The organism is Neobacillus mesonae (genome assembly GCF_023715155.1).
GTDB lineage: Bacteria > Bacillota > Bacilli > Bacillales > Cytobacillaceae > Neobacillus > Neobacillus mesonae_A.
Window position 1 is genome coordinate 441,294 of the sequence record NZ_JAMBNQ010000001.1, and the last position, 16,652, is coordinate 457,945.

Here is a 16,652-nt window from a genome sequence, read left to right on the forward strand (position 1 = left end):
TAATGTTCTTTTTTTTAAATACCTATTTAATAGTGAGTTTTTTGATTAAAGGTTAAAATCAATATTAATTTATAATTATTATAATTTAATATTGATTTTTACAAGATTTATATTATAATTTATTTAAAGATTTTAAAATAGTTTACGAGGTGATGAAATGAGTAATGTAAACAAACCATTGACAACAGGAACTGGAGCGCCAGTAGGAGATAATCAAAATTCAATGACAGCTGGAGGCCGCGGTCCGACACTAATCCAAGATGTTCATTTGCTTGAAAAATTAGCCCATTTCAACCGTGAGCGTGTACCGGAGCGGGTTGTACATGCTAAAGGTGCAGGAGCGCATGGATATTTTGAAGTAACAAACGACATGTCTAAATATACAAAGGCAAAGCTCTTTAATGGCGTCGGCAAACGGACGCCGATGTTTATCCGATTCTCAACTGTAGCCGGTGAACTTGGCTCAGCTGATACTGTTAGAGACCCGCGCGGATTTGCAGTTAAATTTTATACAGAAGAAGGAAACTATGATCTAGTTGGGAATAACACACCGATTTTCTTTATTCGGGATGCCATTAAATTTCCAGACTTTATCCATACACAAAAACGCGATCCACGAACTCATCTGAAAAATCTTAACGCAATTTGGGATTTTTGGAGCTTGTCTCCGGAATCGCTGCACCAGGTTACATATCTGATGGGCGACCGGGGCATACCGGCAACATTGCGCCATATGAACGGTTACGGCAGCCATACCTTTAAATGGGTAAATGCTGAAGGTAAAGCTGTTTGGGTAAAATATCACTTTATTGCAGAACAAGGTGTTAAAAATATGGCCAACGATGTCGCTGCAAAATTAGCCGGCGAAAATCCTGATTATCATACAGAAGACTTGTTTAATGCCATTGAAAACGGTGATTTCCCTGCATGGAAATTGTCCGTACAAATCATGCCATTAGAAGATGCCAATACGTACCGCTTTGATCCATTTGATGTCACAAAGGTTTGGTCCCACAAGGACTATCCGCTGATTGAAGTAGGACGGATGGTATTAAACCGCAATCCGGAAAACTATTTTGCCGAAGTGGAGCAGGCCACCTTCTCACCAGGTACAATGGTACCAGGTATTGAAGCATCACCAGATAAAATGCTTCAAGGACGCCTATTCGCCTATTCCGATGCCCATCGTTACCGCGTCGGCGCCAATCATAATCTATTGCCGATCAACCGTCCAAGAGTCGAAGCAGCAAACTATCAACGTGATGGAGCCATGCGTTTTGATAACAATGGCGGTGGTTCCGTATATTATGAGCCAAACAGTTACGGCGGACCAAAAGAAGTGACGGAACATAAGCAGACACCATTTGAAGTAACCGGCCAGGCAGTGCAGGCCGCATATGATCACGATGATCACTATACCCAGGCTGGCGACCTATACCGCTTGATGTCAGTGGAAGAGCGCGGTCGCTTAGTTGAAAATATCGTCGCCGCCATGAAGCCGGTTGAACGAGATGACATTAAACTCCGCCAAATCCAGCATTTCTATAAAGCTGACCCTGAATACGGCGAGAGAGTGGCAAAAGGATTAAATTTGCAGGTACCGCAGGAAGTAAAATAAGCTAGATTTAAAGAATTGGCCGCTCTTTTTTCGGAAGAGCGGCTGTTTCTATAAATTTGCCTGGAGGTTATTCCTATTTATTTATGAGTTACTAAATGATTCCTGCGAGTAAAAAAAAAGCGGCGGCTGAAAAAGGACATATCTGCGAGTATGAGCCGGATATCTGAGACTTGAGGAGATATATCTGCGAGTTGGTCAAAAATATCTGCGGGTTAAAAAAGAGCGGCGGCTGGAAAAGGACATATCTGCGAGTATGAGCCAGATATCCGCGACTTGAGGAGATATATCTGCGAGTATGAGCCAGATATCTGCGACTTGAGGAGATATATCTGCGAGTTAAAAAAGAGCGGCGGCTGAAAAAGGACATATCTGCGAGTATGAGCCGGATATCTGCGACTTGAGGAGATATATCTGCGAGTTGGTCAAAAATATCTGCGGGTTAAAAAAAGCGGCCGCTAAAAAAGGACATATCTGCGAGTATGAGCCAGATATCTGCGACTTAAAGAGAAATATCTGCGAGTATGAGCCAGATATCTGCGACTTGAGGAGATATATCTGCGAGTTGGTCAAAAATATCTGCGGGTTAAAAAAGCGGCCGCTAAAAAAGGACATATCTGCGAGTATGAGCCAGATATCCGCGACTTGAGGAGATATATCTGCGAGTTGGTCAAAAATATCTGCGACTTAACGAAATTTATCTGAGTTCCTCAATGCCCGGCGAAGATTTCGATATTTTAATGCTAATTTTTCTAATTGAAAACTATCCATAAAGTAATATCTACCTTTATTCGTTCCAGAATAATTTAATTCGGCGGACCTCAGCATTCTGCCAGAGGCATCAGGTGAGAGTACACATGCAAATTCACGAAATTGCTGATTAGTTATTTTCAAATCGTACAATAAAAAAGAATCCAATATCGTATAAACATGAGCATCTTTCGAAAAAGTATTGCAAGAAGGGCAGTGCCATTTTAACTTCACACGTGTTAAAGGCAGGTAATCACAAGTCGGACAATACACACCAGGCTTTAATTCTGATTTCTTAATTCCATAGTTTTGAAGAAGAAATTTCGTTGGCGGAGTATTCGATTTAACGAGGAATCTGGTCATTTTTCGAAGATCCTTCGGAGTTAGGATATCAGTCTTATACTTCTGTTCATAAAGTGAAATTCTGTCCAGCATACTGTGTGATTTGCAGACCCGCTTAATCACTTTATCATTTTTCCCTTTGAATTCCAGAACTGCATTTGAATTGCTGATGACAACTAGATAATCGACCGGTACTGGCGGAAAATGATGTTCAGCAAGCAGCTTCTGAATAAATTTTCGATGCCGCTGGGCCTGTGCGATGGGGTCGGAATATCCTTTTTCATTGCCGTCTTTGTTTTGAAAAAATTGTTCATGTTCTGTGTCAAATGTGAGTTTTCCAGTCATGTTTTTAATTTCAAGGATTAGGGCAAGTTTGGTGGTTAGCAGGAGAGTGTCGATTTGGCAGTTGAAGTCACCATCGAGGAAATTTAAATCGTGGAAAATGATGGTTTCTTTTTCCGGCAGGGAACGTAAATAATAGTCAAGCGATTCTTCTCCTCGAAATCCTGCCCATCTTCTATCTAAATCTTCCGTAATGATTGGATATTTTACATGATTTTTAGGCAATCGCCGCAGGATTGCCTCTAAAATAAAAATGACAATCGGTATTCCTCGTTCTTTTCCGATCAAAACTCATCACTCCTTTAAAAGAATACCTGTAGAATTCGATAAATTAGAAAAGAAATCCTGCAAAAAATGTAGAATTTTGTTATCAGTAACCATTTCCTCCACCATTTTGTTAAAATTACATATATTCAATTTTAACTTGTAAAAAAATATCTGCGGGTTCGAAAGATATATCTGCGAGTTTCGGAAAATATCTGCCGCTTTAACCGATATATCTGTGAGTTTCGGAAAATATCTGCGTCATCAACCGATATATCTGCGAGTTTCGGAAAATATCTGCGTCATCAACCAATATATCTGCGGCTGTACAAAATCAACATAAGGAGGCATCTATTATGGCACAGCCTATCGCCATCATTACAGGCACATCGAGCGGTTTCGGACTTTTAACGACTATTGCCCTTGCACGATCGGGTTACCAAGTCATCGCCACGATGAGAACCATTGAAAAAGCTGCCAATCTATTAGAAGAAGCAAAAAAATACAATCTTGAGTCAAATATCACCCTGCATGAATTAGATGTTACGTCAGAGGCATCTATTGAAAACCTGAACTCGTTCCTTGAAACCATTGGCCGGGTTGATGTGTTGGTTAACAATGCAGGATATGCTGCCGGCGGTTTCGTTGAGGAGCTTCCTTTAGAAGAATACCGAAAACAATTTGAAACAAATGTTTTCGGTGTTATCGCTGTAACTAAAACGGTCCTCCCTTACATGAGAAAGCAGGGCCGCGGTAAAATTATCAATCTTAGCAGTATCAGCGGGAAGGTGGCATTCCCGGGGCTGTCTCCATACTGTGCGTCTAAACATGCACTTGAAGGGTGGAGTGAAAGTCTGCGCCTTGAAATGAAGCCTTTCGGTGTTGATGTAGTCTTGATTGAGCCAGGCTCCTTTAAGACAAATATTTGGTCGACGGGCAGGCAGGTAACCGCTTCGCAAGAAAAATCGCCCTATTATGAACACATGCAAAAGCTTGAAAACTATATTCTTTCAGGTGAATCAGGGTTTGGTGATCCCAATGCGGTAGCACAAAAAATCATCGAAATAGCAAAAATAGCAAAACCAGACCTCCGTTATCCTATTGGCAAAGGAGTAAAAATGACTATTCGTTTAAAAAATCTGCTGCCTTGGAAACAATGGGAAGCAATGGTACTGAAAACTCTAAATAAAACAAAAAACTAACCAAATCGACAAATTCTGACAAAACTTTATCTCCTTCTCTATTAAACTATTCTTAGTAACCAGAGGGGGAACAAAATGAAACACAAACTCTTTATTTATATAATTTTATTTCTTTTACTAATACAAGGGGGTTTTGCACAGACTGTCAAAGCCGAGCAGCCCAATGACCTTCAAGATATGGAAATGGAATTGGCAGAGTTCCTTAAACCATGGGACGGCAAAGTTACACTGCGGTATCAAAATTTAATCACAAATGAAAGTTATTCCATAAACAGTCACACTGAGGTACCTGCCGCTAGTACCATCAAGCTTCCATTAGCCTTATACATAATGAAACTTGCCGATAAGGGGCAAATCGATTTAAACGAGCAATTAACGTACCAAAGCCATCACTATTATGGGGGCAGCGGGGTTATACAAAAAGATCCAGTAGGTTCCAAATATACGATTGATGAACTGGTGAAAAAAGCCATGATTTATAGCGATAATATTGCTTTTATCATGCTTAAAGAGAAGGTTGGAGCGGGAAACTTTATTCAATTTTTAAAAAGCCTGGGAGCAGAATATGCCTATCCAGGTGGAAGAAATACTACTTCTGCTGATGATTTATCCCTTTATGCCCGTGAATTATACCGGTATTCCGAGCAAAGTCCGAATGGGAAAAAGCTGGTTCAATATCTGGAGAATACCGTATACAATACTACGATTCCGAAGGGAATACAGGATCAATTGGTTGCCCACAAAGTGGGGTTGATTCCAATGAATTTAATTTACAATGATACAGCTGTTGTCTTTGGCACAGAACCGTTTACGCTGGCGGTGACGACCAGGGGGATTGATTATGAAAAATCACAGCAGGTTATTGCTGATATTGCTTCCATTGTAAACAGCCATCATCAATTGCTGGCTGACAGCAGGAAAAACGATTCCCAGCCAGTTTTTGCAGTGAAAAGCCAAGACACCGCTAAGTCTGTAGAAGTAAAAAAAGGGACCTTTTTCTATCAATTTATTGAAACAACATTATTTGGAAAGTTTTTTAAACCGGTAAATCAAGAAAATGGATTTGAGCTTTTAACAGATTTACAAGGAGCTGTATCTAAAAGTCAGCCGATTGTACCGAAAGAATATCAAAATAGGAAGGATGAACCAATCCGGCTGTCTTTTGCCGGTGACGCCATGTTTGACTGGTCGGTAAAACAAACCGTCAAACAAAAAGGACCGGATTATCCTTTTCTAAACATTCGGCCTGAACTCGAATCCAGTGATTTAAATGTTGTAAATTTGGAGACTTCTGTTACCGCTAGAGGAAGTAAGCAGGGCAAGCAGTATACCTTTCGTTCTGACCCAGAAGCTTTAACGGGATTGAAGAATGCCGGATTTCAGCTTGTCAGCCTGGCTAACAACCATTCCCTTGACTTTGGACAGACAGGGTTTACGGATACCATCGTAAATTTAAAGCAATACGGACTTGATTATGTCGGTGGCGGAGTAAACAAGGATGAAGCCTATTCTGCAAAAACTTATTCCATTAAAGGGAAAACGGTAAAAATGTTAGCCTTTTCAAGAGTATTGCCCGATACTTCATGGGCGGCGGCAGATTCAAGGCCAGGGCTTGCAAATGGCTATGACATAAACCTTATTGAAAATACAATTCAAAAAGAAAAAGCGGATGCTGATTTTTTATTTGTCTTTCTTCACTGGGGGATTGAAAAGAATCGCACACCCGAACCATTTCAGCGGGAATGGGCAAGAAAAATGATTGATTCCGGTGCGGACGGTGTAATTGGCAGCCATCCCCATGTGCTTCAAGGGTTCGAATATTATAAAGGAAAACCGGTTGCCTATTCATTAGGGAATTTTTTATTTCCGAACTATATTAAAGGAAATGCAGCCCAAACAGGAATTTTGCACATTGATATTGCCAATGAGAAGCTCCACATGTCTTTTGTTCCATTTCGGATCTCTCAGGACCAAATTGTGAAACAATCAGATCTTGAAAAAAATAGAGTATGGAAAGAACTTCAAAGCCTTTCGTTTGGAGATTTAGAAATTCAAAATGGAAGAATTGTAGATTTATCTTCCGTTACAAATAGTCTTCATTAAGTTTGCAGAGGATGATTCATCCTCTGTTAATTTTTGTCGAAAAAAGGTATAGGAAAATAATGTAAGGACTTTATCTTAATTTAAAGAAACTTTTATTTATATATGATTCCATGAAAGTAAAGACTTTTAAAAGTTTTTTAAAATAACAAAAAATTAATTTTAATAAGCAGGAATTTTCAAATCATTTTTCGAATAATTAAAATATGAGAGACATAAAGGAGGGGTTGTTATGGGGGTTAAAGTGGTTGAAAAAGAAGAAATAAAAGTAGTAGGGATTTCATGGAATGGGACATATGGGGAAATGGACAAAATTCCGGGCTTATTTCAAACATTGGAACAACGATTGGATGAGGTGTCCTTTCAGGCAAAAGAACCTGTACTTATTGCACCATTTCATGGCCGTGAATCTGAATTTACCTATTATGTCACAACACCTGTTGAAGAAGTGAAAGAAATTCCTGAAGGGATGGTTGGTTTTACCATTCCAAGCAAATATTATGTATGCACGACTCATAAGGGGAGTTTCAAGGAGGTAGAAAATACATATTCCAAACTGTTTGCATGGATGGAGGAATATGGATATGAGCAGGATCATCAGGCATTAGGGCTCGAAATTTATAAGGAAGAGCATAAGCAGCAAAATATTGCTGGAGATCTTCAGTTTGATATTTATTTACCGGTAAAAGTCTACAAAAACTAACTTTATCCGGCATTAACGGGCAGTAAGACTCCCGTTCAAGGCTTAGCGCAAACAGGAAGTATAAGCAGTGGGGGTTAACTGCCGCATGTTCCCGATTGATTCAGCCAACAATCAGTGGTAGATGGAAAAAAACACTGATTAAAGTTCTCTTTATTTTTAAAAATGTGAGCAGGCTATTTCCTTTTACTCCATTTCTTCTGTATAATGAAGATTAATTAAAATTAAATATTTCCTTCGGGGCAAGGTGAAAGTCCTTACCGGCGGTGATGAAGCATGGCTTCTTAGTCCGTGACCCGGTTAACAATGGTTAAACGGTGGATCTGGTGAAACTCCAGGGCCGACAGTTATAGTCTGGATGGGAGAAGGATAAACTCAGGTTTAGACATTTGAAAAAATTCATATGTTTAAGCCTTAATTTCCTATTGTCTTTTTAGGCCCTGAACTTTCTGATTCAGGGCCTTTTTATTTTGCATAAGGAGAAAAAATTTATGAATGATACATACTACATGAATTTTGCTTTAAATCTTGCCAAAGGTACAGCAGGACAAACAACGCCTAACCCTGTGGTCGGAGCGGTGCTGGTCAAGGACAATCAGATTATTGGAATGGGTGCTCATCTGAAAGCTGGGGAACCCCATGCAGAGGTACATGCCATTCGTATGGCAGGGGAAAAGGCAAAGGATTCCACTCTTTATGTCACCCTTGAACCTTGCAGTCATTATGGTAAAACACCGCCTTGTTCAGATTTGGTCATTAAAACGGGAATCAAAAAAGTATTTGTCGCAACCACGGACCCCAATCCGCGTGTTGCCGGTACTGGAATTGATCGGATGAAAAAGGCCGGCATCGAAGTGGAAACAGGGCTTCTTGAACAGGAAGCACGAGAACTGAATAAAATCTTTTTTTACAACATTAAAACAGGTCTTCCATATGTGACCCTGAAAACAGCTGTCAGCTTAGATGGCAGGACGGCAACAGTTACAGGTGAAAGTAAGTGGATTACGGGTGAAGAGGCCCGTGCCGATGTACACCAATTCCGTCACCAGCATGATGGCATATTGGTGGGAGTCAATACAGTTATTCAAGACAATCCTTCCTTAACGACAAGACTTCCATCCGGAGGGAAGAATCCGATCAGAATTATTTTGGATACCCGGCTTCGTACACCTAAAGAGGCAAAAGTGATTACGGACGGGATGGCTCCTACCTGGATTGTGACGGGCTCTGAGGTAGATTTGGCAAAGGAAAAGGAGTTTCAAGAAGCCGGGATTGAAATGATAAAAATGGCTGATTCATCCATTTCAATAAAAGCTATGCTGAAAATACTGGGCGAACGCGGTATTACTTCCCTTTTCGTCGAAGGCGGTGCAGAGGTACATGGCAGCTTTTTAAAAGAGCGTGCTTTTCAACAAATGATTACCTATATTGCACCGAAATTAATTGGCGGAAAACTTGCCCCTGCCTCCTTTGGGGGACCGGGAATTGAAAAAATGGCAGACGCAGTTGATTTAAATTTAAAGCAGGTAGAACTCATAGGCGATGATATAAGAATTATTGCAGAGCCTAAATAAGGGGGTGGATTTTTGTTTACTGGAATCATTGAAGAAATTGGAATCCTTTCGAATATGAAAAGAACGGGGGAATCCTTTGTTCTAACCATTGAAGCAAAAAGAATTCTGGATGACGTTCATCTTGGCGACAGTATTGCAGTCAATGGGGTGTGTTTAACAGTTACGTCTTTTACTGGCAATCGTTTTACAGTTGATGTCATGCCTGAGACAGTAAAGGCGACCAGTTTAAAGGACTTGAAGCGCGGGTCAAAAGTTAACCTCGAGCGTGCCATGGCAGCCGGAGGCAGATTTGGAGGGCACTTCGTTTCAGGACATATAGATGGAACAGGTGTGATTAAAAGCAAAAATGCGTTTGAAAATGCAGTGTACTATGAGATTGAAGCCGATCCGCACCTAATGAAATATATCATTCTAAAAGGCTCCATTGCGGTGGATGGGACAAGCTTGACTGTTTTTGGGGTGACGGAAAATAGTTTTACCATTTCTCTTATTCCCCACACATTATCGGAAACGGTCCTGGGCCTTAAGGGGGCCGGAGATGTGGTCAATTTGGAATGCGATATGTTAGGGAAATATATAGGCCATTTTTTTAAAAATCTCCAATCAGACCAGCAGCAATCCCAAAAAAGCGGGATAACATCACAATTTTTACAGGAAAATGGATTTCTTTAATAAAAAGGAGTGAGGAAATATGTTTGATACAATTGAAGAAGCAATTGCTGATTTAAAAGAAGGAAAAGTGATTATTGTCTGTGATGATGAAGACAGGGAAAATGAGGGGGATTTTTTGGCATTGGCCGAAAAAGCAACTCCCGATGTGATAAATCTGATGGCTACACATGGGAGGGGGTTAATCTGTGTTCCGATAGCTGAAGAGCTTGCCCACAAGCTTGATTTAATGCCAATGGTTTCTGTCAATACAGACTCACACGAAACAGCTTTTACGGTAAGTATTGACCATAAATTTTCTACCACTGGTATTTCAGCATTCGAAAGGTCGGCAACTGTCCTTAGTATGATTGACCCGAATGCCAAACCAGACGATTTCATGCGTCCAGGCCATATTTTTCCGCTTGTGGCTAAAAAAGGCGGGGTGCTCCGGAGAACAGGACATACCGAGGCTGCAGTAGACTTTGCAACTATCTGCGGTGCTAAACCAGCTGGTGTTATTTGTGAAATTATGAATGAGGATGGAACAATGGCACGGGTGCCTCAGCTGCGAAAAGTTGCTGATGAACTTAACCTCAAATTGGTCACCATTAAAGATTTAATTGAATATCGAAACAAACAGGATAAATTGGTTAAGCGTGAGGTAGAGGTGAAGCTGCCAACAGAATTTGGCGAGTTTAGGGCGATTGGGTATTCCAATCTTGTGGATAACAAGGAACATGTTGCATTAGTAAAAGGTGAAATTGATCCGGAAAAACCGATCCTTGTCAGGGTCCATTCGGAATGTTTGACGGGTGACGTTTTCGGTTCCTATCGATGTGACTGCGGTCCTCAGCTCCATGCTGCACTGACACAGATTGAACAGGCGGGTAATGGAATCTTGTTATATATGCGTCAGGAAGGGCGCGGAATCGGCCTTCTCAATAAATTAAAGGCTTATAAGCTTCAGGAGCAGGGTTATGATACGGTTGAAGCAAATGAACAGCTTGGTTTCAAGCCGGATTTACGGGATTACGGCATCGGTGCCCAAATTTTGAAAGATTTAGGTGTAAGAAAGATGATGCTCCTAACCAATAATCCAAGAAAAATTAAAGGATTAAAGGGATATGGTCTTGAGGTGGTTGAACGGGTGCCGATTGAGATGGAAATGAGACCCGAAAACGAAAAATATTTACGAACAAAACATGATAAAATGGGACATTTGCTTCACTATTAAAAAATTGGAGGATTCATCATGGGACATATTTTTGAAGGAAATTTAGTTGGTACAGGTTTAAAAGTCGGAATTGTAGTAGGTCGTTTTAACGAGTTCATTACCAGTAAATTATTGGGCGGAGCACAGGATGCGTTAAAAAGACACGGAGTTGATGATAAAGATGTGGATGTTGCATGGGTGCCAGGCGCATTTGAAATTCCGCTAATCGCTCAAAAAATGGCGGAAAGTGGTAAATATGATGCTGTCATTACACTTGGCACCGTCATCCGCGGCGCTACACCACATTTTGATTATGTCTGCAACGAAGCAGCCAAAGGTGTTGCTTCTGCTTCATTAAAGAGCGGGGTACCGGTTGCATTCGGGATTTTAACAACAGAGTCCATTGAACAAGCCATTGAACGTGCGGGCACAAAGGCAGGAAACAAGGGCTGGGATGCCGCTTCTTCTGCTATTGAAATGGCTAATTTGTGCAGGAACTTCAATCTATAAAAAATATTAATAATGGCAAGTGTAAAAGACCCATTAGTTGAGTTAAGACTTTTGGGTTTTTTTCTTGCTTTTATTTATATTAAATAAACACTATTAACTTTATTAATTTAAATATTAATTAAAATTAATTAATATCTATTAATTGTTTTATTGACATTCAAAACTGGGATGTTATAATTGGTTAAAAAGTTAATAAATTCTGAATATTTTGTACAACTTCTAGAGCTTCTATCCTTATCTTTCTCATCATATTATTTACTTAAATAAGTAAACTTCGCTGTTTTGTCTGCTCAAATCTCTCAATTTACCAAGGCCGAAAAATATTAACTAAGTAAATTTATAATATGCAATTTGTAATAATCTTTGTCTTACATCATACATTAGTACTACATTTCACTTCTCTTATTAAGTTGATTGTCAGACAATTGAACTTAGGATTGTCTGACAATTAAACTATGTAATGATGTATAAACCAAACCTAAGAGTATTTTAGAATAAACCAACATGTTTATTTTTAATTAAAAAGGATGTGGGAGGATTGCAAATTAATTTAAACAAGATTAGTGAAGGGGATCGATTAACTATTGCAAAATCTTTGACTGCAATTGAAAAAGATGACCCAATTGTTGAAGATATTCTTCATTTCCTTTTAAGAAAAAAATCTTTTAAACAAATTATTGGTATAACAGGTCCACCTGGTTCAGGAAAAAGCACTATTGTTGATCAAATGATATATCATTTCCGCCAACTGGATCTATCTGTTGGAGTTATATGTATTGATCCTTCAAGCGTATTTACAAACGGAGCAATACTAGGGGATCGGGTCCGGATGCAAAGGCATAGTACAGATCCTAAAGTTTTTATAAGAAGTATGGCTACCCGTAATGTAAAAGGCGGATTGGCGGCAGGGGTAAGAAAGGCGGCATTATTATTACAAGAGGCTGGGAATGACGTTGTAATTATTGAAACCGTAGGTGTAGGTCAGGTAGAAATAGATATCGTTGAAGCTGCAGATACAGTAATTGTCACCGCGGCTCCAGGTCTCGGGGATACTATGCAAACTTTTAAAGCAGGATTAATGGAAATAGGCGATTTTTTTGTGGTAAATATGGCAGACCGCCCTGGATCTGGTAAAACGGTGAGACAATTAGAATCCACATTACAATTTACTAGAATAAAAAAACAGTGGAAACCTAAAGTTTTAAAAACGATTGCTACAACTGGTGAAGGGGTTAAAGAATTAATAGATGAATGTAGGATTCATTGGGAATACGTGGTTAAAAATGGAAAACTGGAAGATAATCGATTAAAAACAATGGAAATGGAAATCAAGGATCAATTAATTAAGAGAGTAATTAATGATTTAGATAACATTACTGTAAGTGATTCTATGAAAGATGTTGTTCAGAAAGTATATAGGACGGAAATTCCTTTAGGGAAGGCAATTAATAAAATGTATCAAAAATTTTATGAAAGGTGTGACTGCATTGCAAGCAAATATTGAAATTTATCAAAAAAGAGTTGCAGGTCTTCAGGAATTATTAAGAGAGAATAATGTGAGCGCAGCTTTAATTATGTATCCAAGAGATCTTTTTTATTACTCAGGCACTGCGCAGCCTTCAAATCTATGGATTCCAAGTCATGGGGACCCTGTCCTATTTACAAGGCGTGCACATGATATGACTAAAAGGGTTACTTGGATTAGTCAAATTATCCAAGCAAACAGTTTTAAAGAAATGCTGTCTGTTCTAGATGAATTAAAAATGACACCAGAAAAGGGAGGTAAAATAGGAATCCAGCAAGATGTTTTACCGACAAATATTGGATTAAGTCTTCTAAAGAATTTAAAGGATTATAGTCTCATGAACGTATCTAAACTGATTAGTCAAAAGCGGCTTGTCAAAGATCCCGTAGAGATTAATAATATTAGACTGTCTATTGATTTATGGAAAGAAGGACATAAAGCAGTTTTAAATAGTATAGAGGAAGGAATTACAGAATATGAACTGGCAGCGAATATGGAATTTGCTGCACGGAAAAAAGGCGGGGACGGGGTGGTATGGTTTAGACGCTGGGATGGCTGTTTACCTGGAGGAGGGATTGTTACCTCTGGACCAAATGCTTGGGAAGTTTCTGGTCATGCAATGACAGTGACAGGCGTCGGAATCAGTGAGAGTTTACCATGGGGAGCTTCTAAAAGAAAAGTGAAAAAAGGAGATCTTATTGTAGTAGACTACGGTGTATGCAGGGAAGGATACCATGCGGATATGGCTCGTACATATTGTGTTGGTAAACCGAATGAAAAACAAAGAGATTTATGGAATAGATTAGTTGAACTGCATCTTCAAGTTATTGAGCAAATAAAGCCGGGTGTAACTGGGGAAGAACTGTACCTGTATTCTGAAAAGTTAGCAAAAAAAGAAGGACTTGATGAGAATTTTATGGGTGTCGGAAATAATCGTGGTCAATACATTGGTCATTCTATTGGCTTAGAAATTGATGAGGAACCGGTATTAGGGATAGGTTATAAACAGCCGCTGCCAGCTGGGGCCATAGTTACAATTGAACCAAAGTTCATGGTTCCTGGACTAGGTTCTGTCATGGTAGAAGATGATATTTTAATCACAAACACTGGTAATGAAATATTAAGTACATTAGATCGGGAACTATTTTATATCGATTAAGAATAGCACTTTTGCAATAAAGGGGGGAATAGTATGGTTTTAAATCAAACTGACTTTTATAAAGTGAAAGAAACATGGGCGATTTCAACTATTTTATCTAAGCAGGCGATGGAACGTCCAAATTCTCCTGCACTCCAATGGGAAGATGAAATACCAATAACATATAATGAGCTATATCTCCACTGTTTAAAATTATCAGGAGGCCTTTCAAAATTAGGTGTTAAGAAAAATGATAAAGTTCTTATTTTACTTCCCAACAGTCTTGAGGTTATATATACATGGATTAGTGTAAACTTTTTAGGAGCAATTGAGGTTCCAATAAATATTCATTATAAAGGTAGTTTCTTAGTACATGAAACCAATGATAGTCAAGCAAGGGTGGCTGTGGTTCATGAACAATATTTATCCAGGTTTTATGAGGTAAGTAATCAGCTGAAACATATAGAAGATATTATTGTTGTTGGAGAAGGAGAAGTGGAATTTAAAAATAATGAGCAAAGTAAGTGGCATATTCACAATTGGGAAAAAATAACAAATTCGGAACCGATATCTGGGCCGGTAAAAGCAAAATACTCAGATATCGCTGCCATTATGTATACATCTGGAACAACAGGTCCTTCCAAGGGCGTAATAATGCCGTATGGTTTAGAGGGATCATTTGCTCAAGCAATCATAGATATAGCTCATTTATCAAGCGATGACGTCTATTATGTATGTCTTCCGCTTTTCCATGCAAATGCTCAATTTATGCAAGTACTGCCGGCGTTTATAGTTGGTGCTAGGGTAAGTGTTTGGCCGGGATTTAGTGCTTCTGGCTGGCTGGATCAGATTCGAAAAATAGGTGCAACGGTTACAAATACATTGGGTGTCATGTGTGAATTCATTTATCGGCAGCCGCGAAGGCAGGATGATTCTATTAATCCATTAAGATGTATATTTTCATTACCTACACCAAAGGATATTGCAGAGGATTTTGAAAAGAGATTTTCTGTTACATGTATTGAAGGATATGGTATGACTGAATCAACAGTGGTCACTTATCGAAGATTAAATGAACCATTAAAACTGGGATCTGCTGGAAGAGCTCTTGATTGGTATGAGGTTTCCATTGTTGACCCTGAAACAGATGAATTAATGCCCCCAGATGGAATTGGAGAAATAGTTATCAGACCTAAATATCCATGGACATTTATGAAAGGATATCATAATGCTCCATCCAAAACAATTGAAGCATGGAGGAATTTATGGTTTCATACTGGGGACAGTGGAAAGATGGATGAGAATGGGTATTTATATTTTGTTGATCGGATAAAGGATTCGATTAGAAGACGAGGAGAAAATATTACTTCTCAGTCTATTGAAAACGTTTTAAACTCACATCCTAAAATTAAGGAAAGTGCCGCCATTGCTATTAAATCTGAATATGGTGCAGGCGGTGAAGATGAAGTAAAAATTTGTGTTGTTCTAAAGCCTAATGAAATTTTTTCCTATCAGGACCTGCATAAATATTGTGAAGAAAATATGCCATATTTTGCAGTGCCCAGATATATAGAATACGTTGATGAACTTCCTAAAACACCTAATCAAAAACTTAGGAAAAATGTATTGCGCGAACAAGGTATTACGGCTAAGACTTGGGATCGGGAAGCTGCGGGAATTAAGGTTAGAAAATAAATGGAGAAAAGAATCTTTAAAAATTCCTTCTCCATGTTAAGAAGGTGTTTGCTTGATCATTAATGTGATCTTACCGGTTATGTTAATTATGGCTGCTGGCTACTTATTTGGGAGATTTACAAATGTAGACCAAGCACCCATATCTAAATTCTCCATGGTTGTCCTTAGTCCTGCATTAATTTTTAGTTTTTTGGTACGTACGAATTTATCGGCCGTAAGTTTAATACAGATTCTTGTGGCTACAGTTTTATTTACCATTTTCCTAGCAGCAATTACTTTTGTAGTTATGAAAATAACAAAAAATAAAATGTTGTTGAATCCAGCATTATTATCAACATTGTTTCCTAACTCTGGAAATGTCGGACTGCCCGTTTTACTTTTTGCTTATGGTGACGAGGGTTTTTCTATTGGAGTAGTGATAGTCGTTATTCATTTTGTTTTAATATACTCTCTTGGTGTTTATTTTGCATCAATGGAGGGCGGAAACTGGAAGAAAGGTTTGAAAAATGTTACTAAACTACCAACAACCTACGCAACGATATTGTCACTCATTGTGATTATCTTTAAAATTGATGTTCCGGATTTCTTGTATGATCCAATTAAGCTGGTTGGTGATGCCATGGTCCCAGTTGTTTTATTAATACTGGGTATACAGCTTTCGAAAACAAAGATTTCTAGTGCGGAAGGACTAGAGAAAGGAAAAAATGTATCTAGTTTAATTTCGATAAGTGTAATTAAACTATTAATCTCACCATTACTAATCATTGCCATTGTAATAGTCGGTCAATTTGACCCCCTTATAGCAAAGGTATTAATTTTACAGAGTTCAATGCCAACAGCGGTATTAATGACGATGATTGCAACTGAATATAAAGCAAAGCCTGAACTTGTTGCAAGTGCAACATTTGTAACGACGTTGTTAAGTTTCTTCTCCATAACCGGGCTGTTGTATTTATTAAATTATTTGTATTGAAAGAAATTCTATCGTGAAATTACAGAATAATTTGAATATTAATTTTATCTAAGAAAGG

General features: G+C 38.8%; 13 protein-coding genes and 1 riboswitch. Of the genes, 12 read left to right on the top strand and 1 reads right to left on the bottom strand.

Annotated elements, in window-relative coordinates; genetic code table 11:
- Positions 1-157: 157 nt before the first annotated feature.
- Positions 158-1,618 carry a catalase KatA gene (gene katA / locus M3183_RS02360; RefSeq protein WP_251466071.1) on the top strand — a complete coding sequence of 487 codons (1,461 nt, stop codon included), beginning with the start codon at positions 158-160 and terminating at the stop codon, positions 1,616-1,618.
- Between the two features lie 684 nt (positions 1,619-2,302).
- On the opposite strand, the gene M3183_RS02365 is transcribed toward katA, so the two are convergent.
- Positions 2,303-3,337: a nuclease-related domain-containing protein gene (locus M3183_RS02365; protein ID WP_251466072.1), complete on the bottom strand. Its 1,035-nt coding sequence runs from the start codon at positions 3,335-3,337 to the stop codon at positions 2,303-2,305.
- 332 nt (positions 3,338-3,669) lie between these two features.
- Here M3183_RS02365 and M3183_RS02370 point away from each other — a divergent pair, with 332 nt between their 5' ends.
- The 11 genes from M3183_RS02370 (at position 3,670) to M3183_RS02420 (ending at position 16,594) form a co-directional block, all read left to right on the top strand.
- A complete protein-coding gene (locus M3183_RS02370) occupies positions 3,670-4,515 on the top strand; it encodes an oxidoreductase (RefSeq protein WP_251466073.1) in 846 nt (281 codons plus the stop codon).
- Between the two features lie 75 nt (positions 4,516-4,590).
- Positions 4,591-6,618 carry a CapA family protein gene (locus tag M3183_RS02375; RefSeq protein ID WP_251466075.1) on the top strand — a complete coding sequence of 676 codons (2,028 nt, stop codon included), beginning with the start codon at positions 4,591-4,593 and terminating at the stop codon, positions 6,616-6,618.
- Positions 6,619-6,847: 229 nt separating this feature from the next.
- Entirely contained in the window at positions 6,848-7,318 is a 471-nt protein-coding gene (locus tag M3183_RS02380) for a GyrI-like domain-containing protein (RefSeq protein WP_251466076.1), read from the top strand.
- A gap of 226 nt (positions 7,319-7,544) precedes the next feature.
- Positions 7,545-7,689: riboswitch (FMN riboswitch) on the top strand.
- A 117-nt stretch (positions 7,690-7,806) separates the two neighbouring features.
- The gene (gene ribD / locus M3183_RS02385) at positions 7,807-8,889 is read left to right on the top strand and encodes a bifunctional diaminohydroxyphosphoribosylaminopyrimidine deaminase/5-amino-6-(5-phosphoribosylamino)uracil reductase RibD (RefSeq protein ID WP_251466077.1); all 1,083 of its coding nucleotides are present in this window, start codon (positions 7,807-7,809) and stop codon (positions 8,887-8,889) included.
- A 12-nt stretch (positions 8,890-8,901) separates the two neighbouring features.
- Positions 8,902-9,561 (top strand): riboflavin synthase, encoded by a 660-nt coding sequence (gene ribE, locus M3183_RS02390; protein ID WP_251466078.1) that lies wholly within the window; start codon positions 8,902-8,904, stop codon positions 9,559-9,561.
- A 19-nt stretch (positions 9,562-9,580) separates the two neighbouring features.
- Positions 9,581-10,774: a bifunctional 3,4-dihydroxy-2-butanone-4-phosphate synthase/GTP cyclohydrolase II gene (locus tag M3183_RS02395; RefSeq protein WP_251466079.1), complete on the top strand. Its 1,194-nt coding sequence runs from the start codon at positions 9,581-9,583 to the stop codon at positions 10,772-10,774.
- 18 nt (positions 10,775-10,792) lie between these two features.
- Positions 10,793-11,263 (top strand): 6,7-dimethyl-8-ribityllumazine synthase, encoded by a 471-nt coding sequence (ribH, locus tag M3183_RS02400; protein WP_251466080.1) that lies wholly within the window; start codon positions 10,793-10,795, stop codon positions 11,261-11,263.
- A gap of 538 nt (positions 11,264-11,801) precedes the next feature.
- Positions 11,802-12,767 carry a methylmalonyl Co-A mutase-associated GTPase MeaB gene (gene meaB / locus M3183_RS02405; RefSeq protein WP_251466081.1) on the top strand — a complete coding sequence of 322 codons (966 nt, stop codon included), beginning with the start codon at positions 11,802-11,804 and terminating at the stop codon, positions 12,765-12,767.
- The gene (locus M3183_RS02410; protein ID WP_251466082.1) at positions 12,751-13,947 is read left to right on the top strand and encodes a M24 family metallopeptidase; all 1,197 of its coding nucleotides are present in this window, start codon (positions 12,751-12,753) and stop codon (positions 13,945-13,947) included. The genes meaB and M3183_RS02410 overlap by 17 nt, the downstream gene beginning before the upstream one ends.
- Before the next feature lie 33 nt (positions 13,948-13,980).
- Positions 13,981-15,621, top strand: a complete 1,641-nt coding sequence (locus M3183_RS02415; protein ID WP_251466084.1) for an AMP-binding protein — start codon at positions 13,981-13,983, stop codon at positions 15,619-15,621.
- A gap of 52 nt (positions 15,622-15,673) precedes the next feature.
- Entirely contained in the window at positions 15,674-16,594 is a 921-nt protein-coding gene (locus M3183_RS02420; protein WP_251466085.1) for an AEC family transporter, read from the top strand.
- Positions 16,595-16,652 lie beyond the last annotated feature (58 nt).

Coding starts and splice junctions, on each gene's coding strand:
- ribH (WP_251466080.1), top strand. CDS start 10,793: ATGGGACATATTTTTGAAGGAAATTTAGTTGGTACAGGTTTAAAAGTC.
- M3183_RS02415 (WP_251466084.1), top strand. CDS start 13,981: ATGGTTTTAAATCAAACTGACTTTTATAAAGTGAAAGAAACATGGGCG.
- M3183_RS02375 (WP_251466075.1), top strand. CDS start 4,591: ATGAAACACAAACTCTTTATTTATATAATTTTATTTCTTTTACTAATA.
- M3183_RS02380 (WP_251466076.1), top strand. CDS start 6,848: ATGGGGGTTAAAGTGGTTGAAAAAGAAGAAATAAAAGTAGTAGGGATT.
- M3183_RS02395 (WP_251466079.1), top strand. CDS start 9,581: ATGTTTGATACAATTGAAGAAGCAATTGCTGATTTAAAAGAAGGAAAA.
- M3183_RS02370 (WP_251466073.1), top strand. CDS start 3,670: ATGGCACAGCCTATCGCCATCATTACAGGCACATCGAGCGGTTTCGGA.
- katA (WP_251466071.1), top strand. CDS start 158: ATGAGTAATGTAAACAAACCATTGACAACAGGAACTGGAGCGCCAGTA.
- ribD (WP_251466077.1), top strand. CDS start 7,807: ATGAATGATACATACTACATGAATTTTGCTTTAAATCTTGCCAAAGGT.